The organism is Methylobacillus draconifructus (assembly GCF_045984385.1).
Taxonomy (GTDB): domain Bacteria; phylum Pseudomonadota; class Gammaproteobacteria; order Burkholderiales; family Methylophilaceae; genus Methylobacillus; species Methylobacillus flagellatus_A.
On sequence record NZ_JBJQIJ010000002.1, the window covers coordinates 503,235 to 529,090 of the forward strand.

27 protein-coding genes are annotated in these 25,856 nt (G+C 59.5%); 5 read left to right on the top strand and 22 right to left on the bottom strand.

The window, feature by feature from the left end:
- Positions 1-330: 330 nt before the first annotated feature.
- A complete protein-coding gene (locus ACKF11_RS06185; protein WP_309566009.1) occupies positions 331-1,545 on the top strand; it encodes a mechanosensitive ion channel family protein in 1,215 nt (404 codons plus the stop codon).
- Between the two features lie 40 nt (positions 1,546-1,585).
- Here ACKF11_RS06185 and ACKF11_RS06190 read toward each other — a convergent pair whose 3' ends face one another.
- A complete protein-coding gene (locus ACKF11_RS06190; RefSeq protein WP_407993508.1) occupies positions 1,586-2,749 on the bottom strand; it encodes an HPP family protein in 1,164 nt (387 codons plus the stop codon).
- Positions 2,750-2,891: 142 nt separating this feature from the next.
- Between ACKF11_RS06190 and ACKF11_RS06195 the strand changes: the two genes are divergently transcribed.
- On the top strand, positions 2,892-3,797 hold the full coding sequence (locus ACKF11_RS06195; RefSeq protein ID WP_407996360.1) for a hydrogen peroxide-inducible genes activator: 906 nt from the start codon (positions 2,892-2,894) through the stop codon (positions 3,795-3,797).
- Between the two features lie 143 nt (positions 3,798-3,940).
- Here ACKF11_RS06195 and pqqA read toward each other — a convergent pair whose 3' ends face one another.
- From pqqA to cutA, 9 genes are all read right to left on the bottom strand, one after another.
- Positions 3,941-4,012: a pyrroloquinoline quinone precursor peptide PqqA gene (pqqA, locus tag ACKF11_RS06200; protein ID WP_081774944.1), complete on the bottom strand. Its 72-nt coding sequence runs from the start codon at positions 4,010-4,012 to the stop codon at positions 3,941-3,943.
- 176 nt (positions 4,013-4,188) lie between these two features.
- Positions 4,189-5,193, bottom strand: coding sequence for a zinc-ribbon and DUF3426 domain-containing protein (locus ACKF11_RS06205; protein WP_407996361.1), 1,005 nt, complete (start codon positions 5,191-5,193; stop codon positions 4,189-4,191).
- A 9-nt stretch (positions 5,194-5,202) separates the two neighbouring features.
- Positions 5,203-6,090 carry a 50S ribosomal protein L11 methyltransferase gene (gene prmA, locus ACKF11_RS06210; protein WP_407996362.1) on the bottom strand — a complete coding sequence of 296 codons (888 nt, stop codon included), beginning with the start codon at positions 6,088-6,090 and terminating at the stop codon, positions 5,203-5,205.
- Positions 6,090-7,439 carry an acetyl-CoA carboxylase biotin carboxylase subunit gene (gene accC / locus ACKF11_RS06215; protein ID WP_407996363.1) on the bottom strand — a complete coding sequence of 450 codons (1,350 nt, stop codon included), beginning with the start codon at positions 7,437-7,439 and terminating at the stop codon, positions 6,090-6,092. The genes prmA and accC overlap by 1 nt, the downstream gene beginning before the upstream one ends.
- A gap of 10 nt (positions 7,440-7,449) precedes the next feature.
- On the bottom strand, positions 7,450-7,905 hold the full coding sequence (gene accB / locus ACKF11_RS06220; protein ID WP_407993511.1) for an acetyl-CoA carboxylase biotin carboxyl carrier protein: 456 nt from the start codon (positions 7,903-7,905) through the stop codon (positions 7,450-7,452).
- A gap of 31 nt (positions 7,906-7,936) precedes the next feature.
- Positions 7,937-8,395 carry a type II 3-dehydroquinate dehydratase gene (aroQ, locus tag ACKF11_RS06225; RefSeq protein WP_309566016.1) on the bottom strand — a complete coding sequence of 153 codons (459 nt, stop codon included), beginning with the start codon at positions 8,393-8,395 and terminating at the stop codon, positions 7,937-7,939.
- 129 nt (positions 8,396-8,524) lie between these two features.
- Positions 8,525-9,082: a TlpA family protein disulfide reductase gene (locus ACKF11_RS06230; RefSeq protein WP_407996364.1), complete on the bottom strand. Its 558-nt coding sequence runs from the start codon at positions 9,080-9,082 to the stop codon at positions 8,525-8,527.
- Positions 9,066-10,934 carry a protein-disulfide reductase DsbD gene (gene dsbD / locus ACKF11_RS06235; protein ID WP_407996365.1) on the bottom strand — a complete coding sequence of 623 codons (1,869 nt, stop codon included), beginning with the start codon at positions 10,932-10,934 and terminating at the stop codon, positions 9,066-9,068. Before dsbD ends, ACKF11_RS06230 begins: the two co-directional genes overlap by 17 nt.
- A complete protein-coding gene (gene cutA, locus ACKF11_RS06240; RefSeq protein ID WP_407996366.1) occupies positions 10,931-11,278 on the bottom strand; it encodes a divalent-cation tolerance protein CutA in 348 nt (115 codons plus the stop codon). Before cutA ends, dsbD begins: the two co-directional genes overlap by 4 nt.
- Between cutA and ACKF11_RS06245 the strand changes: the two genes are divergently transcribed.
- Together ACKF11_RS06245 and ACKF11_RS06250 are read left to right on the top strand one after the other, a co-directional pair.
- Positions 11,277-11,729, top strand: coding sequence for an FxsA family protein (locus tag ACKF11_RS06245; protein ID WP_309566020.1), 453 nt, complete (start codon positions 11,277-11,279; stop codon positions 11,727-11,729). The two genes, cutA and ACKF11_RS06245, sit on opposite strands and share 2 nt — an antisense overlap.
- A gap of 67 nt (positions 11,730-11,796) precedes the next feature.
- Positions 11,797-12,825 carry a CDP-6-deoxy-delta-3,4-glucoseen reductase gene (locus tag ACKF11_RS06250; RefSeq protein WP_407993515.1) on the top strand — a complete coding sequence of 343 codons (1,029 nt, stop codon included), beginning with the start codon at positions 11,797-11,799 and terminating at the stop codon, positions 12,823-12,825.
- A 63-nt stretch (positions 12,826-12,888) separates the two neighbouring features.
- Here the strand turns inward: ACKF11_RS06250 and ACKF11_RS06255 are convergent, their stop codons facing one another.
- The 6 genes from ACKF11_RS06255 to ACKF11_RS06280 form a co-directional block, all read right to left on the bottom strand.
- Positions 12,889-14,070 carry a heme biosynthesis HemY N-terminal domain-containing protein gene (locus ACKF11_RS06255; RefSeq protein WP_407993516.1) on the bottom strand — a complete coding sequence of 394 codons (1,182 nt, stop codon included), beginning with the start codon at positions 14,068-14,070 and terminating at the stop codon, positions 12,889-12,891.
- Entirely contained in the window at positions 14,071-15,132 is a 1,062-nt protein-coding gene (locus ACKF11_RS06260; RefSeq protein WP_407996367.1) for a uroporphyrinogen-III C-methyltransferase, read from the bottom strand.
- The gene (locus ACKF11_RS06265) at positions 15,125-15,892 is read right to left on the bottom strand and encodes a uroporphyrinogen-III synthase (RefSeq protein WP_407996368.1); all 768 of its coding nucleotides are present in this window, start codon (positions 15,890-15,892) and stop codon (positions 15,125-15,127) included. The genes ACKF11_RS06260 and ACKF11_RS06265 overlap by 8 nt, the downstream gene beginning before the upstream one ends.
- A gap of 39 nt (positions 15,893-15,931) precedes the next feature.
- Positions 15,932-16,864, bottom strand: a complete 933-nt coding sequence (gene hemC / locus ACKF11_RS06270; RefSeq protein WP_407996369.1) for a hydroxymethylbilane synthase — start codon at positions 16,862-16,864, stop codon at positions 15,932-15,934.
- Between the two features lie 93 nt (positions 16,865-16,957).
- A complete protein-coding gene (locus tag ACKF11_RS06275; RefSeq protein ID WP_407993519.1) occupies positions 16,958-17,704 on the bottom strand; it encodes a LytR/AlgR family response regulator transcription factor in 747 nt (248 codons plus the stop codon).
- On the bottom strand, positions 17,701-18,723 hold the full coding sequence (locus ACKF11_RS06280) for a sensor histidine kinase (RefSeq protein ID WP_407996370.1): 1,023 nt from the start codon (positions 18,721-18,723) through the stop codon (positions 17,701-17,703). The genes ACKF11_RS06275 and ACKF11_RS06280 overlap by 4 nt, the downstream gene beginning before the upstream one ends.
- 55 nt (positions 18,724-18,778) lie before the next feature.
- On the opposite strand from ACKF11_RS06280, the gene argH reads away from it, so the two are divergent.
- The gene (gene argH / locus ACKF11_RS06285; protein WP_407996371.1) at positions 18,779-20,185 is read left to right on the top strand and encodes an argininosuccinate lyase; all 1,407 of its coding nucleotides are present in this window, start codon (positions 18,779-18,781) and stop codon (positions 20,183-20,185) included.
- A 176-nt stretch (positions 20,186-20,361) separates the two neighbouring features.
- Here argH and ACKF11_RS06290 read toward each other — a convergent pair whose 3' ends face one another.
- From ACKF11_RS06290 to ACKF11_RS06315, 6 genes are all read right to left on the bottom strand, one after another.
- Positions 20,362-21,942: a GGDEF domain-containing protein gene (locus tag ACKF11_RS06290; protein ID WP_407996372.1), complete on the bottom strand. Its 1,581-nt coding sequence runs from the start codon at positions 21,940-21,942 to the stop codon at positions 20,362-20,364.
- Between the two features lie 154 nt (positions 21,943-22,096).
- On the bottom strand, positions 22,097-23,287 hold the full coding sequence (gene hemW / locus ACKF11_RS06295) for a radical SAM family heme chaperone HemW (protein ID WP_407996398.1): 1,191 nt from the start codon (positions 23,285-23,287) through the stop codon (positions 22,097-22,099).
- Entirely contained in the window at positions 23,283-23,516 is a 234-nt protein-coding gene (locus ACKF11_RS06300) for a hypothetical protein (protein WP_400882005.1), read from the bottom strand. Before ACKF11_RS06300 ends, hemW begins: the two co-directional genes overlap by 5 nt.
- Entirely contained in the window at positions 23,513-24,118 is a 606-nt protein-coding gene (gene rdgB, locus ACKF11_RS06305) for an RdgB/HAM1 family non-canonical purine NTP pyrophosphatase (protein WP_407996373.1), read from the bottom strand. Before rdgB ends, ACKF11_RS06300 begins: the two co-directional genes overlap by 4 nt.
- 2 nt (positions 24,119-24,120) lie before the next feature.
- The gene (gene rph, locus ACKF11_RS06310) at positions 24,121-24,837 is read right to left on the bottom strand and encodes a ribonuclease PH (protein WP_407996374.1); all 717 of its coding nucleotides are present in this window, start codon (positions 24,835-24,837) and stop codon (positions 24,121-24,123) included.
- Between the two features lie 93 nt (positions 24,838-24,930).
- Positions 24,931-25,851 carry a PP2C family protein-serine/threonine phosphatase gene (locus tag ACKF11_RS06315; RefSeq protein WP_407996375.1) on the bottom strand — a complete coding sequence of 307 codons (921 nt, stop codon included), beginning with the start codon at positions 25,849-25,851 and terminating at the stop codon, positions 24,931-24,933.
- Between the last annotated feature and the right edge of the window lie 5 nt (positions 25,852-25,856).

Below are 25,856 nucleotides of genomic sequence, written 5' to 3' on the forward strand. Positions count from 1 at the left end.
TGAGTACGGCTACTGCATGGCCTTCTGCCTGCCGCAGGGCTTTTCTTTAGTTCGGTTACGCTTACCGAGCGACTGGACATTAAGACATGCATGTTTTTGGATTGTGTTCTTCTTCAAGCCTAGCCAATGCGTTTTTCTGAACCTATCGCATATCCTGTGTACTAACAGGCTGTTCCCAACCTCATCCATTGGTCGCCGATCCTTGCTGCGTAAGGCTGTTGGCGCTTTTGCATTGGTGGGGAGGAATATGTCGAAGTGGCCGGCCAAGTCCCGGCCGCACGTGTTTTACAAGCAGGAAGGAAAGTAATGAGAGAAGATTGGAGCAATTTGGTGGCTTGGCTACAAGGTCATCAGGAAATATTCAGTGTGGTATGCGTTGCATTGCTGTTGACGGGCGCATGGGTTGCCAACTGGATTGTCAAGCATATCCTGGTGCGGGGATTGCATAAGATATTGCGCTCTGCCTCCGTGGGGCAGGCGATTGCCAGAAGTCGCGTGGTGGCGCGACTGTCGAATATTGTGCCGGCATTGATCATTTCGGTGGGCATTGCCTGGATTCCTGGTTTGCCCGAGGCGCTGGTGACGGTGGTACGTAACGTCGCGCATGGTTTTATCGTGCTGACTATCGGTCTGGCGATTGCCGGGGCGCTGGATGTGGTCAACGATGTCTGGCAACAGCGCCCTGATGCACACCGCAAGCCGATCAAGGGCTATGTGCAGGTAGTGAAGCTGGTCATTTATATTCTGGCGGCGATTCTGGTGGTAGCGACCTTGATGGATCGTTCTCCCGTGATTCTGTTGTCTGGTATTGGTGCCATGGCGGCGGTGCTGATGTTGATTTTTCAGGATACTTTGCTGTCGCTGGTGGCGAGTGTGCAGATCAGTTCCAACGACATCATCCGTGTCGGCGACTGGGTGGAGATGCCGCAACTCAATGCCGATGGTGATGTGATCGACATTGCCCTGCACACCGTCAAGGTGCAGAACTGGGACAAGACGATCACGACGATCCCGACCAAGCGTTTCATCACGGATTCGTTCAAGAACTGGCGCGGCATGTTCGAGTCTGGTGGACGCCGCATCAAGCGCAGTATTTTCATCGACCAGAACAGCATTCATTTCCTGACGAACGAAGAGCTGGCGCATTTGCAGCAATTCAGCTTGCTGGACGATTACCTGAAGAAGAAGCAGGATGAGCTGGATGAGTGGAACAAGGCATTGGGTGAGAAGGGAAAGCAACCGATCAATACCCGCCGCGTGACCAACATCGGGACTTTCCGTGCATATGTGGAGCAATATCTCAAGCATAATCCCAGGGTGCACCAAGGCATGACGATGGTGGTACGCCAGCAGAACCTTTCTGCGGAGGGCATTCCTCTGGAAATCTGGTGCTTTACCAATACGACCGCCTGGGTGCAGTACGAAGCGATCCAGTCGGATATTTTCGACCATTTATTGGCAATCCTGCCCGAGTTCGGCTTGCGTGTATTCCAGAACCCGAGCGGGGCGGATTTCCAGGCGCTGCGCCAGACGAGTGTGCAGTAAATCGTGTCATCGATGATGTAAGTAATGAGCGCCTGATGTTTCAGGCGCTTTTTTCTTCCAGCCTTCCGCGGTAGACGGCGGCAATCAAATCGGTCTGGGTCACGATGCCGGCCAGCCGGCGTTCGTGATCCAGGACTGGTACATGGTGAATGCCAGACTCTGATAGCAGCGGTACAAGCTGCACGATGTGCGTTTCCATATCGGCCGTCAGCACCTTGCTGGTCATGATCTGGCCAACCACTTCGGGCTGGTCGGTTTCCACCAGGAAAGTGCGGCGCACGAATTTCCTGAGCTTCTCCTCGAAGTCGGGATAGGCGTCGAGGTTGGCATGCTTGAGGAAGTCGAAGCGCGTGACGATGCCGATCACGCGGCGGGCGCGATCCACCACGGGCAGGGCCTTGATGTGGTGGTCGAGCAATAGCGGCCAGGCTTCTTCCAGCAAGGTGCCGTATTCCACGCTGATCACATCGCGCGACATGATGTCGCCGCAGGTGATTTCCCCGAAGCGGCGTTTATACGCCTGCATTTCGGTCTGCAGGAACAGGTTTTCCAAGTCGTCCCTGGCGATATCCAGCACCTGGTTGTATTCCTCGAGTACGGCATCGAGGTCGGCGCTCGAGAACCCTACCCTGTGTGCCGGGCTCAAGTCCTGGGTTTTATGGAGGTTGGGCTCGGTTCTGGCCTGGTGCGGATAGCGCCGCTTCGTGGCATTGTTGTAGGCCAGCGCCACCAACAGCAGCAGGCCTGAATTGATGGCGACGAGCAGCAGGAAATAAGTGCTGTGCTCCAACGCCAGCGGGCCCGACAACACGGCGGTCAATGCCACGGCGCCGCCCGGCGGGTGCAGGCATCTCAATGCGAACATCAGGCCGATGGCAAGCGCCACGGCGACGGCGGCCGCGACGGGAATGCTGGCAATCCAGTGCAGGCTGGCGATGCCCACCAGTGCGGAAGCCAGGTTGCCACCCATGATGGACCATGGCTGGGCCAGCGGGCTGGCTGGCACCGCATACAGCAACACCGCTGACGCGCCCAGCGGTGCAATCAGGAACGGCAGGCTTTCTGCCCCTAGCAGCCAGGCGCTCAGGAAACCGCTCACCAGGATGCCGAGCAGGGCACCCAGGCAGGCACGCAATTTTTCTTGGTGGTTTACCGGGCTTTGTTGCGGTTTCAAGCCCTTGAGCCAGTTTAATACGGCGGACACAAGCAGGTTCTTAAGGTAAAACCACGCAATCTATCATCAATGGAATGGTTTAGGGATGCTAGAGATGATGGTTTTTTTTGATAAGATATATCATCTGCTTATTAATTAATTACATTCGATTGATATTAATTATTATTTCCACATGACGTTAAGTGAACTCAAGTTTATTGTTGCCGTGGCGAAAGAACGCAATTTCAGGCGCGCCGCGGAGAAATGCTTTGTGAGCCAGCCGGCCCTGAGCCTGGCTGTGAAGAAGCTGGAGGAGGAGCTGGGCGTCACCATTTTCGAGCGCAGCCACAAGGACGTGGCCACGACGCCGATCGGCGAGCAGATCATTGCCCAGGCCAACCGCACGCTGGAAGAATCCAACCGCATCAAGGAAATTGCGCGCCTGGGCAATAACCAGCTGGCGGGGCCGTTCAAGCTGGGCGTGATCTATTCCACCGGCCCTTACCTGTTGCCCGAAATCATTCCAGCCTTGCGCCACCTTGCGCCGGAAATGCCATTGGAGGTGGAGGAAAACCTGACGGCCAACCTGGAGACACAATTGCGCAATCGCGTGATTGACGCCGCCATCATTGCCTTGCCGTTCGATGTGCCCGGCGTGCGCTGCGAGCCTTTGTACGACGAGAGTTTCGTTGTGGCGGTGCCGGACATCCATCCCTGGGCGGGCCGCAAGGAAATCCAAGCGGAGGAACTGGCTGACGAGAAGGTGCTGTTGCTTAACAGCGGCCATTGCTTCAGCAACCAGGTGGTGTTGGCGTGCCCGGAACTGTCGCGCCATGGCGAGGTGCTGCAGGGCAACTCCCTGGAGACCATACGCAATATGGTCGCTTCCAACCTGGGCATTACCGTGCTGCCGTGCAGCGCGGCGGTGGAACGCTACCAGAACCCGCTGATCAGGATGATCCCGTTTGCAGATCCAGTGCCGACCCGCCGCATGGCCTTGGCCTGGCGCAAGGGCTACACCAGGGAGAAAGCCATCGATTGCCTGTTGCAGGCGGTCAGGGCATTGAAATCGCCTTGTTTGCAATCCATAGCGGAATAATCCATTCTTAATTCATTACGAGATTAGATGCGACAACCAGTGCGATTGCAGTGTCATGAAGAGAAGTAGCTTATAGGGTTGTATTGGTAATAGGAAAAGCAAAGGGGCCTGGCGGCCCCTTTTGTACGGAGATGAGCAACAACTTAGCGGTTACAAACGTACATGGTTACTTCAAAACCAAAACGCATTTCGGTCACTTCTGGCTTGGTCCACATAATGTATCTCCTTTAAGTTTGGGGTAGGGGCCACACGGTCATCAACCTTACCGCGCAATCCATGGTTCCTATCATATAGCGTGCGCCTTTTAATGCCATGCGCAGCATCATGATCTGAGCCTCATGATTTTCATTAGTATGCGGACGCTGAAAGCGACCTTAAAGGGAAAACCGGATTAGTAAGTGACGAACACCCGGTAGCCGGATACTGTTTCCCCGCTGGTGGAGAATGCTAGGTTGACCTGGATTTCTCCATTGGCGGCCAAGCCCGCCTGGATATCCAGGCCTGATGGCAGGTATTCCTCCGGCTTGAAAATACGGCGCAGCTTGGGCTGGTCGTCGTCATCGGTCAGCGTCAGCTCCAGCATGGGATAGGCCTGGGTATAAGCTGCGTTGTTGATCAGCTTGGTCGACAGCTGGATGACCTCGGGATGCTCGAAATCCTCCTGTAAGTCGGAATCGTCCAGCGCCAGCAGTTCCGCATTGCGTGGCAACGGCACCGTGCAACCCAGCCATTGGCAGGCGGACTCCAGGGTCGGCCTGCTGGCCGGCCAGTATCCCGCCAGCTGGGTGCGGAAGAAATAGATCGATTGACCGAGCAGCGCCAATAGCAGCAGCAGGCTGAGCGGCACTGCCAGCCAGAGGGGAAAGCGCCGTTGACGCACGGGTTTGTCCGGGGCGAGGAAGCTGGCGGCAACGGGTTGCTCATCCGCTTCGGGAATTTCTGCTGCCTGCTCGTCTGCATACTGTTCGCTGAATACACCTGCACTGAGGGGTTCCGTTTCAGTATCTACCGATTCCCCGCGGTCGATCTCAACAGTATCCGCCGATTCCGGCTCAGGGGCGGTGATTAATTCCTCGGTAGGGAGAATGTCTTCCGGCCCTGGCGATTCCGCTGTTCCACTGTCCGCTTCGCCGGAGGTGAAGTTCGTTTCGTGAGGCAGGGCATGGCTTGCCTCTTCCGCCTCAGCGGTAATCTGATCGGGGACGGGCTCCTCGCTTGCAGGAGCGGGTGGCAATGGTGCCAGGGTTTGCGGCTCCAGGATTTCATAGAGCCGCGAGCCGGCATTGAAGAGATGCCGGCATTGACCGCAGCGCAAGTCGCCGCCATGGGCCGCCAGTTGTTCCGGCTTGACGTGGAATCGGGTATCGCACGCTGGGCAGGAGGTCACTAGCCGCATATCAGGTGGTCACCTTCTGCTTCCTGTGAGCAACACCCAGCTATCCATGAAAACAGGCGGGTTCATGTCGAACCACTCCTGGTAGATGGCGCCGACTTGGTCGGCTTGTTCACGCAGGATGCCGGATAGCGCAATTTTGCCACCAGGTTTTGCTGTGCGTGCAAGGGCAGGCGCAAGCACCGAGAGCGCGCTGGAAAGGATGTTCGCCACGACGATGTCGAATTGCCCGCCGGGCAGGTCGCTGGCCAGGTAGAAGCTGGCATCGGTCTCATTCTGCCCTGCGTTGTACACGCTGGACTGAATGGCCTGGGCGTCGATATCCACGCCAACCACATTGCCGGCTCCCAGCTTGCGCGCCGCGATGGCGAGAATTCCGGAACCGCAGCCGTAATCCAGCACGCTGGCCTGCGGTGTCACCGTATCGGCAAGCCAGCTCAGGCACAAATGGGTGGTCGGGTGGCTGCCGGTGCCGAACGCCAAGCCGGGGTCCAGCACGATGTTGAGGCCGTCTGGGTTGGGCGCATCATGCCATGAAGGCACGATCCACAAGTCATCGCGGATACGGATGGGCTCGAACTGCGATTGTGTCGTGCGCACCCAGTCCTGCTCGGCGATGGTCTCCGTGCTATAGCGGAAATCCGCGATGCCTGTCGCCGCACTGAGTTCCTTTAACAAGGCATCCAGGTCTGCGTCCTCATCCAGCAATGCGCTGACGACATTTTGCTGCCAGATGCCGGGAGGCGGGTCGCCAGGCTCGCCGAAGATGGGTTGCTCGTCCGGTGTTTCGGCATTGGCATCCTCAATACTCGCAGAGAGGGCGCCAAGCTCCATCAGGGTGTCGCTCAGGAGTTCGGCGTTGTCGTCCTGGGCCTCGATTTTGAGTGAGATCCAAGCCATTACTTGCTTGCAATACCCAGTTTGTGTTCCAGGTAGTGGATGCTGGTGCCGCCCTGGTGGAATGCCGCGTCTGCGAGCAATTCCTTGTGCAGGGCCACATTGGTCTTGATGCCTTCGATCACCATTTCCGACAGGGCGATCTGCATGCGGGCAATCGCTTGCTCGCGCGTATCGCCGTAGGCGATCAGCTTGCCGATCATGGAATCATAGTTCGGCGGCACCATGTAGCCTTGATAGGCATGGGTGTCGACGCGGATGCCCGGGCCGCCAGGCATGTGGAAGGTCGTGATGCGGCCTGGAGACGGCACGAAGTTGAAAGGGTCTTCCGCATTGATGCGGCACTCGATCGAATGGCCAGCCAGCTTGATGTCTTTTTGCTTGAAGCTGAGCTTTTCGTTGGCTGCGATCAGGATCTGTTGCTTGACGATGTCGATGCCGGTGACCATTTCGGTGACGGGATGCTCCACCTGCACGCGCGTGTTCATCTCGATAAAGTAGAACTCGCCGTTTTCATACAGGAACTCGAACGTGCCTGCGCCGCGATAGTTGATGCGCTTGCAGGCCTCGGCACAGGCGGTGCCGATCTTGTCACGCAATTGCGGCGTAATGCCGAAGGCCGGTGCTTCTTCCAGCACCTTCTGATGGCGGCGCTGCATGGAGCAATCGCGTTCGCCTAGGTAAACGGCATTGCCGTGCTGGTCGGCCAATACCTGGATCTCGATATGGCGCGGCTGCTCGAGGAATTTCTCCATGTAGACCATGGGGTTGCCGAAGGCGGCCTGCGCTTCCGCCTTGGTCATGCTGACCGCATTGAGCAGCGCTGCCTCGGTGTGCACGACGCGCATGCCGCGACCGCCGCCGCCGCCGGCAGCCTTGATGATGACCGGATAGCCGATATCCCTGGCGATGCGTAAGATTTCATCGCTGTCGTCGGTCAACGCGCCGTCGGAACCGGGGACGCAAGGCACGCCAGCAGCCTTCATGGTGTCCTTGGCGCTGACCTTGTCGCCCATGAGGCGGATGGTTTCCGCGCGCGGGCCGATGAAGGTGAAGCCGCTTTGCTCGACGCGCTCTGCGAAGTCGGCATTCTCGGACAGGAAGCCATAGCCGGGATGGATGGCTTCCGCATCGGTGACTTCGGCCGCGCTGATGACGGCGGGGATGTTCAGGTAGCTTTGGCCGGAAGGGGCCGGGCCGATACATACGGATTCATCGGCAAGCTTGACGTACTTGGCTTCGCGGTCGGCCTCGGAATGGACGGCGACCGTCTTGATGCCCAGCTCGCGGCATGCCCGCTGGATGCGCAAGGCAATCTCGCCGCGGTTGGCAATAAGGACTTTATCAAACATGGGTTGATTCCTAGCCAATGATGAACAGCGGTTCGCCGTATTCCACGGGTTGGCCGTTCTCGACCAGGATCGCCTTGATCACGCCGGTCTTGTCGGCCTCGATCTCGTTCAGGAGCTTCATTGCCTCGATGATGCAGAGCGTATCGCCTGCGCTGACATTGCTGCCGACATCGACAAACGACTTGGCGTCAGGGGAAGGCGCGCGGTAGAAAGTGCCCACCATGGGAGACTTGACGACATGGCCCTCGATGGCCGGCGCAGTGCTGGCCTCCGCGACGGGCGCTGCTGGTGCTGCCTGCGGTGCGGCAGGGGCTGCGATATAAGGCTGGGCAAATTGGACCGGCGCCTGGCTGCTGGGCAGGTGGCGCGAAATGCGTACCTTTTCCTCGCCTTCGGTGAGTTCCAGCTCGGAGATGCCGGACTCTTCGACCAGGTCGATCAGTTTCTTCAGTTTGCGTAAATCCATGGTTAACCTCTAGATGTATATGGGGTGCCGATCAGGCACGAGTAATGTGGTTGATGGCGTAGTCCAGCGCCAGTGAATATCCATGCGCGCCCAGGCCGCTGATCACGCCGACCGCCAGGTCGGAGAAATACGAGTGGTGCCGGAAGGATTCGCGCGCGTAGATATTGGAAAGATGGACTTCAATAAACGGGATTTTCACCGCGGACAATGCATCGCGCAAAGCCACGGAAGTGTGGGTGAAAGCTGCGGGGTTGATGATGATGAAATCCGCCGGCGCATGCGCCAGTGCATGGATTTTTTCTATCAATGCCGCTTCATGGTTGCTCTGGAAGGTGTCAATGGCAATGCCCGCATTGTTTGCATGCTGCTCGAGCTGGCGATTGATGCTTTCCAATGTGTCCGAGCCGTAATGGTTGGGTTCACGCAATCCCAGCAGGTTCAGATTGGGTCCGTGCAATACCAGTACGGTTTTGGAGGATGGTTGGGCCATGAATGGGGGCGGTTTGACCGCCAATGCAACTTTGATGGCTGCAAGTTTGCCGTAATTTGGGGTATTTTGTCTAGAGAATTGACGAAATTTAGCGAAATTGCTCGATATTGCTCAGTTAGGGAGAAAGGCTCAAGAATTGAACGCTGGCTGCAATGTCTCCAGCAAAAGCGCCTTGGTCACCCGGCCGAAATAACTTTTGAGGATTTTACCATCGGAACCGATGATCACGGTATGTGGAACCACACTATTCAGGTTGCCGAGGGATGCGCTGAGCTTCATGCCTTCTTCCTCGGCTGACAATAAAGGATAGGGCGTGGGCTTGCCTTGGGCGAACGCCTGCATTTTCTCTACATTATCCAGGGAGATGCCGAGCACAACCAGCTTGCCAGCGTATTCCCGAGCCAGTTCTGCGAGCTCTGGCATTTCCTCGCGGCAGGGCGCGCACCAGGTCGCCCAGAAATTCACCACCAGCAATTGCCCTTGCCATTGCGACAGTGCCTGTTCGGTATCCTGAAGGTCGGATGCCTGGGCCGCAAAGAATGGCGCGGTGGAGGCAAACGTCTCGACAGGATGCGCGGTGCGGGGCTTGCCGGCGTATTGCTGGATCAGCAGGATGGCGGCTGCCAGCGCCAACGCCAGCACGAAAAAGCCGCGCTTGCTCAAGCCTTTGTTATTGGATGGTGTCATGGACTGATTTTACCGCATTCAACGTGTCGAGGAATGTATTGCTGTTTTGATAGCCGATAACCCTATGATGCCGTATTTCCTGCCCTGCGCTATCAAAGAAGATGATGCCGGGCGGGCCGAACAGGCCGAAATGCTTGAGCAATGCCTGGTCTTCGACATCGTTGGCAGTGACATCGGCCTGCAGCAGGACGAATTCCTGCAAGTTGGCGCGTACTGCGGCATCGCGGAAGGTGAACTGATCCATTTCCTTGCAGGCTGCGCACCAGTCAGCATAAAAATCCAGCATCGCCGGCTTTCCAGGGTTTTGTCGTAGCACCTGTTCCAGGTCGGCGATGCGCTTGATGCGCTGGAACGGCAGGCCGGAACTGGAGCCTGCTTGGCCCAGGGTCAGGCCTTCCAGCGGCCGCAATGGCGACTTGGCGCCCGAGGCGGCGCCGACCACCAAGGCGGTGCCCGCCAGCAGCATGAGCACGGCAACGCCTTTCCAGAAGCGGTGCCAGGCGGTGGCGCTATCGGGCAAGCGGTCCAGCGCCCGCATGAATACGGCTGGCACGATGAGCAGGCTTGCCCAGAGCAATAGTTGCAGGCTGGTTGGCAGCAACGGCGACACAATCCAGACGGCGACAGCCAGCATGAATACGCCAAATGCCTGGCGGATGGCCACCATCCACGGCCCAGCCTTGGGCAAGAAGGTCCCGGCTGAAGCGCCTACCAGCAGCAGCGGAATGCCCATGCCCATGGATAAGGCGAACAGGGCGGTGGCGCCGAGCGCTACGTCCTGGGTTTGCCCGATGTAAATCAAGGCGCCCGCCAGCGGCGCAGCGATGCAGGGGCTGACGATCAGCGCGGAAAGGACGCCCATCGCGAATACGCCGAGCAGATGTCCGCCCGGCAGGCGGTTGCTGGTATTCACCAGCCGGCTTTCTAGAGAGGCGGGCAGTTTCAGCTCATAGAAGCCAAACATGGAAAGCGCCAGCAAAACGAAGACCAGTCCACTTGCGCCCAGCACCCAGGCGTTCTGCAAGGCAGCGCTCAGCAACTGGCCGGAAAGCCCGGCGGCCACGCCTGCTGCGGTGTAGCTCAATGCCATCCCCAATGTATACGCCAGGGAGAGCCAGAAGGCGTGCAAGCGATGCTTGCGCTGGCTGCCGACGATGATGCCGGAAAGGATGGGGATCATGGGCAGCACGCAGGGCGTGAGCGAGAGCAGCAGGCCGAAGCCGAAGAACCCTGCGACGATCAGCCAGAGCTTGCCGCTTGCGAGCAGGCTGGCAGCCCGGTCGTGCTCGGCTTGCGCGGGGACGATGGAACCTGGGCTATCCCTCGTGGTCGCATGCAGGGAGCCTAGCGCTATGGTTTGATGCGTAGGCGGGTAGCACAGCCCTTTCTCGCTGCAGCCTTGATAGGTGGCTTTGAGCCTGAGGTTTCCGTCAGGAGCGGTAGCCGGCGCCAGGCGCATGTCCGCGGTAAAGTCGTGGTGGAACACCTCGGTACGGCCGAAAGTGGGGTCCTGTTTCCAGTCGCCTTGCGGCAGGTCGAGGTCGCTGACGGCATGCCCGGCAGGCTCCAGTTCGAACTTGATCCTGTCCTTGTAGAGGTAGTGTCCGGGAGCGATCTTGAATGCCGCCTGCAGGCGGTCTGCGTCAATTAATTCGACCTGGAGCTTGAAAGCTTGCTCGGGCGGCAGAATATTATCGGTATCGTTGCCGAGGAACGCGCTGCGACCCTGGTTCAGCCACTCGCCCAATTGGCTGCTGGGCGCGGCCTGTACGGCGCCGGCAAGCAACGCGGCGCAAAGCAGCAGAACCGATGCCAGTGTGGACGCTAGGCGTTGCTGTAATGCAGAGTTCAATCCCGGGTTTCCTGGTGTAGCCATGTAAGATAGGCGGGCAGTCCGCCCGTGACTGGGACATGGATGATCTCGGGAAGTTCGTAAGGGTGCAGTTCGCGGATGGCTTGCTCGAGCTCGGGATAGCGCAGGCTGGTGGTCTTGATCAGCAAAGGGATTTCCGTTGCGGTTTCCAGCTTGCCATGCCATTGGTAGAACGACTGGCATGGGGCCAGCAGGTTGACGCAGGTAGCCAGTTTTTTAGCGACTAGCTCGCGCGCGATATTTTCGGCACTGCCCTGGTCCGGCATATTGGTCAGGACCAGGACGGCGCTGCTGTTTTCTAATGATGGAGATTGAAGTTTCATGCGTTTTCTTTTCCTCTTGCTGATTTTACTCGCTTTCCCTATCGCTGAGGTATGGGTGCTGGTGGAGTTGGCTGCAAGATACGGCTGGCTGGTGCTGGCTTATTTGATCGTAGTGGGCATCCTCGGTTGGCGCCTGATCCAGGATGAAAAGCTCACGATGATGGGCCGCATGGCGCAAACCCTGCAGGCCGGCGGCACCCCGTTGCGCGCCGTATTCGGCAGCGCCAAGAACGTGCTTGCAGGGATGCTGCTTATCGTGCCAGGCGTGATCAGCGACGCGATTGCCGTCGTCCTGCTTCTGCTGCCCGGCGGTGCCAAATTGCAGCAAGCCGCCAACGACGATGACGTCGTTTCACGTGAAACCAGCTATCAGGAGCCTCGCCAGGAAGCTGGCAGGCAACGGCAATCCAATGGCGACGTGATCGAAGGGGAGTACCGGCGGGAGGAATAGCCTATGCTAGACTTGCAAACTTTTTCCGGCCTATTGTGAGGCCGGTGCATAAGGTCGGGATTTCTCCATGTCTTTCCAAGTCATTATCAAGCCCAGTGATCGCATATTCAATGTAGAAGATGGCGATACGGTGCTGGATGCCGCGATCGACGCGGGCGTCAACCTGCCTTACGGCTGCCGCAATGGCACTTGCGGCGCCTGCAAGGGGCAGGTGCTGGCAGGCGATGTCAATTACGGCGAATATTTCGACAGCGCGTTGAGCGAGGATGAAAAGAAAAACGGCAAGGCGCTGTTCTGCTGCGCCCAGCCCTTGGCCGACCTGGTGATCGAATGCCGCGAGGTGGCCGGGGAAGGCATTCCGCCTCGCATCATGCCCGTTCGCGTGGAGAAGCTCGAAAAGCTCTCCCACGATGTCATGGGCATGACGCTCAAATTGCCGAGCAATGAGCGCATGCAATTCATGGCGGGCCAGTATATCGAATTCCTGCTCAAGGACGGCAGGCGCCGCGCGTTCTCGCTTGCCAATGCGCCCCATAGCGACCGTTTCCTCGAACTGCATATGCGCCTGGTGCCCGGCGGGCAGTTCACCCAGTATGTATTCAATGAAATGCAGGAAAAAACCATCCTGCGAATCGAGGGGCCGTTCGGGACGTTCTTCCTGCGCGAGGATAGCACGCGTCCGGTCATCCTGGTGGCGGGCGGTACAGGGTTCGCGCCGGTAAAGGGCATCGTCGAGCACGCCTTGCAGCTGGGCATGAAGCGCCCGATGACCCTCTACTGGGGCGCCAGGACCCGGGAAGACCTTTACCTCGATGCCTTGCCGCGGCGCTGGCAGGAAGACAACCCCTTGTTCCGCTATATCCCGGTGCTGTCCGACCCGGCGCCAGAAGATGCCTGGCAAGGCCGCACGGGGTTGGTACACCAGGCGGTGCTGGAGGACCATCCTGACATGCGGGCTTACCAGGTATATTGCTGTGGCGCCCCGCAAATGGTGGAGGTGGCTCACCGGGATTTCCAGGGCCATGGCTTGCCTGAGCAGGAATTTTTCTCTGACGCCTTCACCTTTGCCAACCCTGCGGCAAAGGCTGCTATCTAGACCAATAGTAAGAAACGGCTGCTTCAGGAAAGTTGGATTTTCCCTTAGCAGCTTTTGTCGGTTTTATTTTTCCTCGCGGCAGAACTGTACGCTCAGGCGGTAGTGGTAGTTGGCCGCATCGCTTTCGCCGCGGCTTTCCAGCAAGCGCGCCAAGGCGAGGTGCGCTTCGGCGGAGGGCTGCACGCTGATACTGGCCTCGAGGTAGCTTTGCGCCTTGCCCCACAGGCTCAGGCGTATGCACATCTTGCCCAGTGAAAGCAGCAGCCTTGCATCCTGCTCGTGGCTGAGCAGCCAGTGCTCCGCCTGTTGCAGCTGCTTATGCGGATTGGTGCTGGCACAGTCGCCGAGCTTGCCGGCAAGCTCGCTGTCCCAGCTTTTGGTCAGGCTCATTTCGATGATTTCCTGCGCCTGGTTGCCTGCGTTCAGCGCGATCAAGGCTTCGGCCGCCATTGTGGCGATACGCGTATTGAGCTTGTCGTCCTCTGGCACTTTTTTCCAGTAGGCCATGAGGGCATTCAAGTCCTTGCCGTGACGTTCGATCAGGTGCTGATGCGCCTGGTGGCGGATCTCCCTGGCCTGCCAGCTTTCCATGCCATCGTGCTTTTCCAGCTGGTGCAGCAGGGTCAACACTTGTTCCCAATTGTTGAGGCGCAGCTGCACCTTCAATTCAAGCCGCATGGCGGGAACAAATTTAGCCTCTATCTTTTCGATTTTATGCAGTACGTCCAGCGCCTGGCTATAGAGGCGGTCATCGAGCAGAAGCTCGGCTTGCAATAGTAGTCTGGCCACCGCGGCATCGGGAGCCAGGCGTTCGGCTTCGGCCAGGTAGTAGTCGCGCTGGCCTTTCTGCTTGAGCTTGTGCGAGGCGCGGGCAGCCAGCAGCGCTGTCAGGCTAGGGTCTTCACCGTAATCGAGCGCCTTGGAGGCCGCTTTCTGGGCAAGCTGGTAGCGGCCCTGGCTCATGGCGTGCAAGGCCTCGAGCAAGGCGGCATGGCCAAGCCGGACGCGGCGGTTTTCCTTGTAGGCGCGGACGTTGGCTGGCAGGTCGCGTGCGTAATGAATGAAGCGCAGCAGCAGGTGCAGCGAGGCGAACGCCATCACGACCAGGATGAGCAGCAGGTTGAGCGACAACTCCAGCCGGTAGGGCGGGCGCACGATGAGCACATAGCCTGCGTTATTGCCCGCCAGCAGCGACACGCCGATGGCGAGGGCGAGTATCAGCAGAATCCAGATCAGTACGCGCACTTATTGACCCCGTTCCATATTGGCGCGCTCCAGCGTCAGTTTGTACTTGCTGGCCAGGCCCAGCGTTTCGGAGATGTCCGGCAACTGGATGACGATGCTGCTGGCCGACAGCTGCTTCAGCGTATCCAATGCTGCAATGGTGCTTTGCTCGCGCAGGTCGAAATAATTCTGGATCCAGTGCTCTGCCTGATGCAGGTCGGCGCGGTAAGCGCTTTCGTCATGCTGCAGCAGGGCTGTCCTCGCGGTCAGCAGGTGCAGCTTGAGGTTCTCGCGAAGGAAGAAGGTCTGGTCGGGTGCCAGCAACGGCGGCTCCGGCCGGTCAACGCGCTCCAGGCGGATCATGTGCTTGAGGTCGTCCCAGATCTCGCGCAATAGCCTGCGGAACTGGTTTTCTTCGGCCAGGGTGACCTCAGGGGTAGCGGTTTTCGGGTGGCGCTCGCTCACCAGCGGGAGATTGCCTATGCTCTCCATGAGGTTTTCCAGCTTGAGGCTGATGCCGATGGTGTCGATCTGCGGCAATTCCTGCAATCGCTGGATATCCTTGGCGATGGCCTTGCGCAACTGGACGGCAGGCACGCTATCCATCTGCTGCAGGCGCGAATCCGCAGTCTGAAGTGCCAGCAACGCAGGCTTGATGTTGCCTGCAAGCTGCAATTGCTGGTTGGCGATCACCAATAATTGCTCGACTTCGGCAATCACGCGTTCGTCGTGATTATTGACCAGTTCCAGGTAGAGCGTTTGCAGGGCTTCCTGCTGGTCGCGCGATTCTGCGAGCTGCTGTTCCAGGCGGATGAGGCGGCTGTTGGCCTCGGAGCTGCGTTCGTCGGCGTTCTTGGCCAATGCCAGGCTCTGCTGGTTGGTGGCATTGAACTGCTCGAGGCGCTGGGTCAGCGTCTGTTCAAGCGAATTGAAGCGATGGCGCGTGTTCAGCCACTGCCAAGAAATGAAGGCAATGGCGGCTACAGCCAGTATCAGGGCGAGCCAGGCTGTGAACGAAGGCTTGCCGGCCGTGTTGGCCGGTGCTGGAGATGTCTGGGTTTCAGGTGGTTGTTGTTCAGTCATGGTTTGCTTCACTTAAACATTGCAGCATGGCGTCATCCCCCGGCGCCGTAGCGATCCTGACATGCAGGCCCAGGCTGGATGGCTGTTCGGCGATGCGGGCATGGTTGACGCAGATCGTGATGTCGCGCAGCCATGCCGCGTCGCCATTGTCGGTCATGGCGAGCAAGTGGCGCATCGCCTCGCTGCTGGTGACCACAATAGTATCCAATTGCCCATTGTGCCATAGCGCCTGCAATTTTCCTGCATCTGTTTGCGGATTGATGCGGCGGTAGCATTCGGCGAACCTGACCTGGGCGCCTCGGTCGCGCAAGGTGTCAGCCATCAGCTCGCGGCCACCGACGCCGCGCACGATCATGATGCGCCGGCCTTTGACCGCCTGCATCTCGGGCAAGCCCAGCAAGGATTCGCTATCAAACCGATGCTCGGGTTGCAATACGCTGGTGATGCCGTACTGCATGAGCTCTGCCGCGGTGACCGGGCCGATCGCGGCAAACCGCGGCTTGGCGGGCCATTGAGGGAACCTTGCCTGCAGCCTTGGCATGGCATGCTGCACGGCGTTGGAGCTGATGAAGATCAGCCAGTCCTGCATGGCCGCGTCATCCAGGGTTTGCTCGAAACCGCTGTAATCCTGCAGCGGGGCAATGGCGATGAGCGGAAAGCCGATGGCATGTCCGCCAGCGGCTTCGATCATGCCGGTCAGGCGGGTTGCCTGGTCGAGCGGCCGCGTGATCGCAATATGGCGGCCTGCTAAATTAACCATGTGCCAGACTGACCAATGAGCAATCAGCCATGTGGGAGCTCACTCATGCGCAAGCGCGGCAAGAATGCGGTCAGCACCCCGGGCCACCAATTTGGCAGCCAGCGCCTGGCCCAAGGCTTCGGGCTGGTTGGCGGGGCCCTGGGCCGATTCGCGCAATAGGTCCTTGCCGTCGATGCTGGCAACAAAACCGGTCATCTGGAGCGTATCGCCATGTTGCTGTGCAAAAGCGCCCAGCGGCACCTGGCAGCTTCCAGCCAGGGCGCGGCTCATGCCGCGTTCCGCTTCCACGCAGGCGGCAGTTGCGGCATGGTTGAGCGGCGCCAGCACCTCCAGCAGGTCAAGGCGTTCGGCGTTGATCTCGATGCCCAGCGCGCCCTGCCCGACGGCGGGGATGCTGTTGTCGGGATCGATGGATTCGCGGATGCGGGATTCCAGCCCCAGGCGCTTGAGGCCGGCAGCGGCGAGAATGATGGCGGCGTACTGGCCTTCGTCCAGCTTGCGCAAGCGGGTCTGCAGGTTGCCGCGCAGCGATTCCACCTTGAGATCGGGAAAGCGCGCCTGCAATTGGCTCTGGCGGCGCAGGCTGGAGGTGCCGACTATGCTGCCTGCGGGCAACGATTCCAGATTGGGGTAATCGTTGGAGACGAACGCATCGCGCGGGTCTTCGCGCTCGCCGATCGCGGCCAGGGCGAAGCCGGGCGGCAAATGCATGGGCACGTCCTTCATGGAGTGCACGGCGAGGTCGGCGCGGCCGTCTGCCAGCGCTTGTTCAAGCTCTTTCACGAACAGGCCCTTGCCGCCGATGCGGGCTAGGGGCGAATCCAGGATCTGGTCGCCGGTGGTGGTCATGCCGAGGATGCTGACCTCGGTTTCCGGATACAAGGCTTGCAGTCGGCCTTGGATATGTCGCGCCTGCCACATGGCCAATGCGCTTTCGCGCGAGGCGATCACCAGTTTCTTGGGAGCGTTCATCGAATTAGGCCAGCGGGCGTTGTGCCGAGCGGCCAGTTGTTATTGAAAGCACTATTTTAGCATACGGCGTACCGTGCTCAGGACTACTAGGACCTAGTGCGAGGCCAGCTTGCGCAGCAGGTGGTATTGCCGCCGGCTCACGGCAATCGTCTCCGGTATGTCCTTGAGGATAGCGTGCCAGCCGCTTTCGCCATCGGTGTCGCGTTTCTCATAGCCCCTGATGCTGGATTGCGCCACCAAGCAATTGCGGTGCAGGCGCAGGAAAAGGTGCCCGAGCTCCTGTTCCAGGCTGGTGAGCGACTCTTCGATCAGGTATTCCTGGTATTGCGTGCGCAAAGTGACGTATTTGAGCTCGGCACGCAGGTAGATGACCTCATGCACCGGGATGAGCAGGATGCGGCCGTGGTCGCTGACGCTGAAATGGGTGCGCGCGCGCTGCAGGGGCCTGAGCGCCTCGACCTGGGCCGGCAGCAATACGCGCGCCTTGTGCAACGCAGCCTCAAGGCGTTCCTGGCGGATAGGCTTGAGCAGGTAGTCGACGGCATTCATTTCGAATGCCTGGATCGCATAGCCGTCGAACGCGGTGGTGAAAATGATGGCCGGGGGGCGGGGCAGTTTTTGCGCATGTCCCGCCGCCTCTATGCCATCCATGTTGGGCATGCGGATGTCGAGCAGCAATACGTGGGGCTTGAGCTGTTGCGCCAGCTCAAGCGCCTCGTTGCCTTGCCTGGCCTCGCCCACCAGCGTCACGCCGGGAATATCGGCCAGCAGTTCGCGCAAGCGGTTGCGGGCCGGCGGCTCGTCGTCGGCGATCACGACATCAAGCAGGGCATGGCTCACGATGCGGTCCTCTTGCGGTAGGGAATGACGATGTGAACGGCATATTCGTTGCCGTCCTGGCTGATGTTGAGGCTGGCCTCGGCATCGAAATGCAATTGCAGGCGTTCCCGGATGTTGCCGATCGCCATACGGTTGCCCTGGTGATGGCCGGAGCCGGGCTGGTATGGGTTGCGCAGGCGGATGTGCAGTTCATCGCGCGTGCTGCTGAGCTGGATGCTGACGTTGCCGCCCTCGTCCAGGGGTTCAATGCCGTGGTAAACCGCGTTTTCCAGCAGCGGTTGCAGGATAAGCGGGGGAATCAGGGCATCAGGCGGCATCTCGTCGACCTGCCAATCGATGCTGAGACGATTTTCCAGGCGTAGTTTCTCCAGCGCCAGGTATTGCCTGCACAAGGCCAGCTCCTGGGCCAGCGGCACCAGCTCGCGGTTGTCAGCCATCAATACGCGGAACAGGTCGGCCATGTCCATCAATGCGGTTTCCGCCCGCTTGCTGTCGCTGCGCACGATGGAAAGCACGGCGTTGATGCTGTTGAAGAGGAAATGCGGGCGTATCCTGGCTTGCAAAGCCTGCAAGCGCGCCTCCGTCACCGCTGGGCTCAAGGCGCGTTGGCGCAATTGCAGGTAGGCCAAGATAATGGACGCGATGCCTGCAGCAAGCATAATGCTGCGCATGGGACCGCCCGGCAGGTCGAAATCGAGCGCGCGGACAGCCACCATGTGCGCCAGCAGGCTGAAGGCCGCCGGCAGCAACAATGCAATGGCGTAGCCGCCGACGGCACCGAGCCGGGCCAGCCATGGCTGCAACGCGTACAAGGCCAGCAGGCTTGCCAGGAGCACGGGCTGCATGAAGGCGCACCAGCGCGTGAAGCCTGGCAGCCAGTCTGCCAGTGTGGATGTGGCCGCCAATGAGGCGAACAGGCCCATCAGGTTGGCGACGACGAGGATGCGCAGGCAGATGCCGAGATTGCGGAAGTCGGGAGACTTCGCGGAATGAATGGCGTTTTGCTTTATAATAGCCATGGTTTAGCGCACTATTTCCACACTTATCGGTATCGTGAGTTCATCACGTAACATCATGACAGAAAAGTCCAATCACTTGAATCAAACCCCTTCCAAAACCTGGTCCGGCCGCTTCAACGAGCCTGTGGCCGAGCTGGTCAAACAATATACCGCTTCCGTGGGCTTCGACTACCGGCTGGCCGAATACGACATCCAAGGATCGCTGGCGCATTCGCGCATGCTCGGCGCCCAGGGCATCATCAGCCAGGATGACGTGACCAAGATAGAACAGGGCCTGGGCGAGATTCTGGAAGAGATCCGCAATGGCGAGTTCACTTGGTTGCTGGACCTTGAAGATGTACACCTCAATATCGAGAAACGCCTGACGGACAAGATCGGCGATGCGGGTAAGCGCTTGCATACCGGGCGCTCCCGCAACGACCAGGTGGCGACCGATATCCGCCTCTGGCTGCGTGCGATGGTGGACGATGCGCTGGGCCGCGTGCGCAAATTGCAGGCCTCACTGGTGGAGCTGGCGGAACAGCATGCCGATACCGTGATGCCCGGCTTCACGCATTTGCAGGTGGCGCAGCCCGTGACGTTCGGCCATCACCTGCTGGCCTATTTCGAGATGCTGCAGCGCGATGCGGAACGCCTGGCGGATGCCCGCAAGCGCATCAACCGCCTGCCGCTGGGCGCGGCGGCGCTCGCAGGCACCAGCTATCCCATAGACCGCGAGCGCGTCGCGCATGAGCTCGGTTTCGAGGCTGTATGCGAGAATTCGCTGGACGCGGTATCCGACCGCGATTTCGCGATCGAATTCACCGCGGCGGCGGCATTGATCATGACGCATTTATCGCGTCTCTCGGAAGAGTTGATTCTCTGGTCCAGCCCGCGCTTCGGCTTCGTCGACATCGCCGACCGCTTCTGCACCGGCTCATCCATCATGCCGCAGAAGAAGAACCCGGACGTGCCGGAGCTGGTGCGCGGCAAGACCGGGCGGGTCAACGGGCATCTGGTCGCATTGCTGACCCTGATGAAGAGCCAGCCGCTGGCCTACAACAAGGACAACCAGGAAGACAAGGAGCCGTTGTTCGACACTGTCGATACCTTGCTGGTGACGCTGGAAATCTATGCGGACATGCTGCGCGGCATCAAGGTCAACAAGGAGGCGATGCGCCTGGCGGCGGCAGAGGGGTTTGCCACGGCGACCGACCTGGCCGACTACCTGGTGAAGAAGGGCATGCCGTTCCGCGATGCGCACGAAGTGGTGGCGCTGGCGGTGCGCCATGCGGTGGAACAGGGCTGCGACCTGGCCGACCTCTCCTTGCCGCAATTGCAGAAATTCAGTTCCCAGATTGGCGAAGACGTATACGGGGTATTGACGCTGGAAGGCTCGCTGGCAAGCCGCAACCATCGCGGCGGCACGGCGCCCGCCCAGGTGCGCGAGGCATTGAGGCGCGCCCGGAGCTTGCTCGGCTAAGAGCTGCTAACAAAACTCTCCTGCCGTCGTTGCTCTGCCTTGCCGTACTAGTTGTACTGTCAGCGGCAGAGCTGCCTAGCCAGGATCGCTGCGCTGAGTTTTGTTAGCAGCTCCAAATGCCTGGCGATTGGCGAAAAGCCCCGCAACGCGGGGCTTTTTCATGTCTTGTTTGTTGCCTACTGCCCAGCCGGCTGGTCCAGCGTGCTTGCGCCAACCACCCGGTTGCGTCCGCTGTTCTTCGCCCGGTACAAGGCCTGGTCGGTACGCCCGATAATGGCGTCGGCCGGCTCGCTTTCCCGGCGTTCGGCCACACCGGCGCTGAAGGTAATGAGGATGTGGCTGTCATTGTGCAGGAAGATATTGCGCGTCAGCTCCCGCTGCGCGCGCGTGATGACGCTGATCGCGTCCTTTTCCACGGTGCCCGGCAGCAGGATGATGAATTCCTCGCCGCCGTAACGCGCGATCACGTCCGTCGTGCGTAGCGATTCCTTGATGACGGAGGCGAGGTGCGCCAACGCCTGGTCGCCGGTGGCATGGCCAAGGTTGTCATTGATCTGCTTGAAATGGTCGATATCCATCATGGCGATACTGAGCGGCATGCCAAACCGGTCTGCCCGGTTGAACTCCCTGACCAACGCCTCATCCATCCCGCGGCGGTTCAGGGTGCCGGTCAGGTAATCTTCATGCGCGATTTCATTGATGTGGTCGAGCTGCAAGGTCAGTTCGTAGATTTGCTTTTCCGCCTCCCGCACCTTGTTTTCCGCCTCCATGATCTCGTTGCGCGAATGCTGCGTGATGCTGCTGAGGATCTGTGTATCCTCGAGCAGGCGGCTTAACACCTGGTTAAGGTCCTCTATCTCGTCGCTATGGCTGATTTCCTCGCGGTAATGTTTCAGCTTGGTTTGGTAGTCATCGGTCGCCAGGGTGATTTCCGCCAACTGCGCCACGAATATCTCCGCCATTTTCTTCAGGGTCTTCTTCGCCTCGATCAGCCCGGGCCGCAGTTGGCCCTGCATGAAAATGAGGTCCTTGAGCGTGTCTTCCGCCTTGGACAAGGAGTCCATGTTCAACGGCTGGGTCAGGATATCGCGCACTGCTGCCGTCGGGCCCTGCAGCCATTGCTCTTCCAGCACCAGGGCCTCCATGCTCACGACCAGCAGGCGCAACAGTTGCAGCAGGCGCAGTTGCAGTTGGCTCTGGGTGTCCAGGTGCATTTCCAGGCTGAACAGGATATTTTTCAGCGCCGTTTCCAGCGCCAGAATCTCTTCCCGGCTCTGCGCCTGCTGCGCTTCTTGCAGCAAGGCATTTGCACGCGCCTGGGCATCCGGCACTTCTTGCAGTTGCGGCACCACCACCAAGTCCAGCGTCTTGACCAGCATATTGCGCCAGAGCGTGACGACGTCGGCCTGGTCATGGTTGGTGCCGCCTGGATTTGGAGGAGCGGGGTGTTTGTTGTCGGGCGTGGACAGGTTCGCCAGCAGCTCACGCAACGCATTTTCCAGCCCTGCCCAGTTCTGCGCTTCAAGCTGCTTGAGAATATGGTCGATGCCGGGGCTGTGGCGAGGCTGTTGCGCGCCGACTTCCTTCAGCACGTTGCTCAACAGTTGGCCGATGGTCAATGAGTTGTCCGTTGCGGCTTGGCCGTCAATGGCGGTATAGACTTTGCGGTAGTTGTCCGGTGTTGGCGCTATCCGGTTTTTGGCAAGCTGGATAAGGGTTTGTCGTGCAGTTTCGACGGATTTTTTATGTTGATCCATAGCTGACCCAAATTGTGTCGGTTTCCCTGAGATTCCGGGTGAGCTTGGCAACTTTCATCGCAACTTCATCCCCATGCTGATTGCTCTGCGCTTCCAGAATCGCTGTATTGTAATACAGAGAATGTCTTACAAAGTAAAACTTAGCGTATGGGAGTCAGTCCAGGAACAGCTGCAGCAACTCATTCAGGAAGCGCTGCCCGAGCAATGTCGGGGCAATGCGCTCCGGGCTTACGTCCAATAAGCCTTTTTGTACGGCATGCTGCAGGGTATGGGCAATGCTTTCCAGCGGCAAGCCGGTGCGCAATTCAAAGAGTGCGGGTTCGAAACCTTCGGTGAGCCGCAAGGCGTTCATCATGAACTCGAAAGCCAGCTCATCCTTGGCAATCTGCCATTGGTGTTCCATGGCATTGCCTTGGCCCGTATGTTCCAGGTAGCGTTTGGGATGCTTGTGGCGGCTTTCGCGCGTGATGCGGTCATGGAAGCTCAGTTTGCTGTGCGCGCCTGCCCCGATGCCCAGGTAGTCGCCGAACAGCCAGTAGTTACGGTTGTGGCGGCATTGCTTGCCATGCTGCGCAAACGCCGAGGTTTCGTAGTGACCGTAGCCATGCCGGCCCAGCAGGTCTTCGATCGCTTCCTGCATGGCGGCGCTGGTGTCGTCGTCCGGCAATGCAGGCGGGGTGCGGTGAAACGGCGTGTTGGGCTCCAGCGTCAGGTGGTAGAACGACAGGTGCGCGGGTCCGAGGTCGCAGGCGCGTTGCGCGTCGGCCAGCGCATGTTCCAGGCTTTGCCCGGGCAGGGCGTACATGACGTCCAGGTTGACGGAGTCAAAGGTCTGCAGCGCCAGCTCGGCGGCCGCCACGGCCTGGGTTTCATCATGGATGCGCCCGAGTTTCTGCAGGTAGGCGCTGTCGAAGCTCTGGATGCCGAGCGAGAGCCGGTTGACGCCAGCAGCGCGGTATCCGCGGAAATGAGCGGCGTCCACGGTGCCGGGGTTGGCCTCCAACGTGATCTCGCAATCCACGCTCAATGGCACGAGGGCGCGCACATTGCTCAGGATGCGGTCGATCGCCTCGGGGGAGAACAGGCTGGGCGTGCCGCCGCCGAAGAAAATGCTGTGCACGCGCCGTCCCCAGACGCGTGGCACCGATTGCTCCAGGTCGGCGATCAATGCATCGACATAGGCAGCCTCGGGAATCTCGCTGCGCGACTCGTGCGAATTGAAGTCGCAGTAAGGGCACTTGCGGACACACCAAGGGATATGGATGTAAAGCGAGAGCGGCGGGGGCTGGGTGGGAGCGGATGCGGTCGTTTCCCCTGGCTCCGCTAGCCCGGGAGTATCGCTAATCGCCTTGATTTCGATGGGTGTGCTGATAGGGGTTCACCAGTTCGTCAATCAGGCGGTGCAATGCTTCGCGCATCTGTGCTTCGGACACTTCCATCAACAGGCCGTCCTCCAGCGCATCCTGGGCAATCTGCTTGAGTTCGTCGAAGTTCTCGGTCATGACCTTGACCTTTTCCGTGCAGGAGACGACGCTGCCGTCGTCACGCAACCATTTGGGCCAGTTTCCGCTCATAATGCCAGCCTTTCCAGCTGTTGCACGAGTTTGATCAAGGCATGGCCGCGATGGCTGATGCGGTTCTTGATTTCGGCCGGCAGTTCCGCCGCGGTTTGTCCGGTCTTGGCATCGAGAAATAACGGGTCGTAGCCAAAACCGCCGCTGCCGCGCTGTTCAGTCAGGATTTCTCCTTGCCAGATGCCTTCCGCAATCAGTGGTTGCGGGTCGTCGGCGTGGCGCACCAGTACCATGATGCAATAGTAATAAGCATGCCTGTCGTGCTGGCCATCCAGGCTTTGCAGCAGCTTCTGGTTGTTGCGCTCATCGGATTTGGGCTCGCCGGCATAGCGTGCGGAATAGACGCCAGGCGCGCCTTGCAGCGCGTTGACGCAGATGCCCGAGTCGTCGGCCAACGCCGGCAGGCCGGTATGGCGGCTGGCATGGCGCGCCTTGGCCAAGGCATTCTCGATGAAGGTCACGAATGGTTCTTCCGCTTCCGGCACATTGAACGCGGATTGCGGCAACACCTCGATAGAAAGCGGCGCGAGCAAGGCCTGGATTTCCCTCAGCTTGCCCTGGTTGCCGCTGGCGATCACCAGTTTCTGGAAAGGCATGCCCATGCTTACAGCCCCAGCGCCTCTTTCTGTTTGAGCAAGAGGGTGCGGATGCCGCTTTCGGCCAGTTCCAGCATGCGGTTCATGGCCTCGCGCTGGAACGGCTCGCCTTCCGCGGTGCCCTGGATTTCGACAAAGCCGCCGCTGCCGGTCATGACCACGTTCATGTCGGTATCGCAGGCGGAATCCTCGATGTAATCCAGGTCCAGCACCGGAGTACCCTGATAGACGCCAACGGAAATGGCGGCCACCGCGTCGCGCAACGGCGATGCCTGGATGAGGCCTTTGTTCAATAGGAAACCGACAGCGTCATGTAGCGCCACGTAGGCGCCGGTGATGCTGGCAGTGCGCGTGCCGCCGTCGGCCTGGATCACGTCGCAATCGATATGGATGGTGCGCTCTCCCAGCTTCTCGAGGTCGATGACGGCGCGCAGGCTGCGGCCGATCAGACGCTGGATTTCCTGCGTGCGGCCCGACTGCTTGCCCCGCGCTGCCTCGCGGTCCATGCGGCTGCCGGTGGAGCGGGGCAGCATGCCGTATTCCGCGGTGGTCCAGCCCTGGTTCTTGCCGCGCAGGAAGGGCGGTACTTTATCTTCGACGCTAGCGGTACACAGCACGTGGGTGTCGCCGAACTTGACCAGCACAGACCCTTCCGCATGCTTGGTGTAACGGCGGATGATCTCGACTTCGCGTAGCTGGTCTGGGGCGCGATTGCTGGGACGCATGATGTTTCCTGAATTTGCAAAGTGCATATTATATGCGATGACCATGACAAGCGTGATGATTACCGCGGCCCGGCGTAGTTTTGTCCCGTGGAATCAATGCCTGCTGCGCTTGATGGCGGCGTTGATCTCCGCGATGGCGCGCTCGATGTCTTCTTCATCCAGGTCGGCGGCCGTTGCCGCGGTACTATTTTCCGCAGGTTCCGCCGGCCCGAGGATGGTATGGGACTGGGCCAATGACATCTCCAGCGTGGAGATCGTCAGCGGCTGTTTGGCCTGGCTTTCCCATTGCACGCCGATGGCGCTCAGGTTGTCCATGTTCTTGCCTCCCAGCCGCTCGGCGGCGTCCAGCAGGCTGGGTACGCTGTGGGCGATGCCGAGGCCACTGTTGAGGATGTCCTGCATGCGTTCGTCGCTGAGCTGGGCCCATAAGCCGTCGCTGCACAGCAGGATCTGGTCCCCCGCCTCCAGGGGGTAAGGCGGGCTGATTTCTATGCTCGGGGTCAACTCGCTGCCCAGGCAGTTGTATATCTTGTTGCGGTCGGGGTGTTGCAGCATGGATTTTGCATCCAGCTTGCCCTGTTTCAACATCAGCTGGACGATGGAGTGGTCCTCGGTACGGAACAGCCGCTTGCCGTTGCGGAAATGATAGAGGCGCGAGTCGCCCACATGGGCGCAGTAGAGCGTGTTGTGCTGCAGGATGCCCACTACCAGCGTGGTCTTGGGCGTTTCCGGCAATCCGCGGTTTTCTGCCAGCTGGTGGATGGCCTCATGCAGTTTCATGATTTCAGCCTGCAGGAATCCCACTACGTCCGGCAGGTCCGGCTGGGCCGCCTGCTGGAATGCGCCGGTGAGCATCTTGACCGCGAGCTGTGCCGCAACTTCACCATGATGGTGTCCGCCCATGCCGTCGGCAAGCACCAGTAATACGGCGTTTTTGCTGTAGGAGTAGGCAACCCGGTCCTGGTTGACCGGGCGTCCTCCGCTGCGGCTACTCTGGTGTATGGTGAATTTCATCCTGG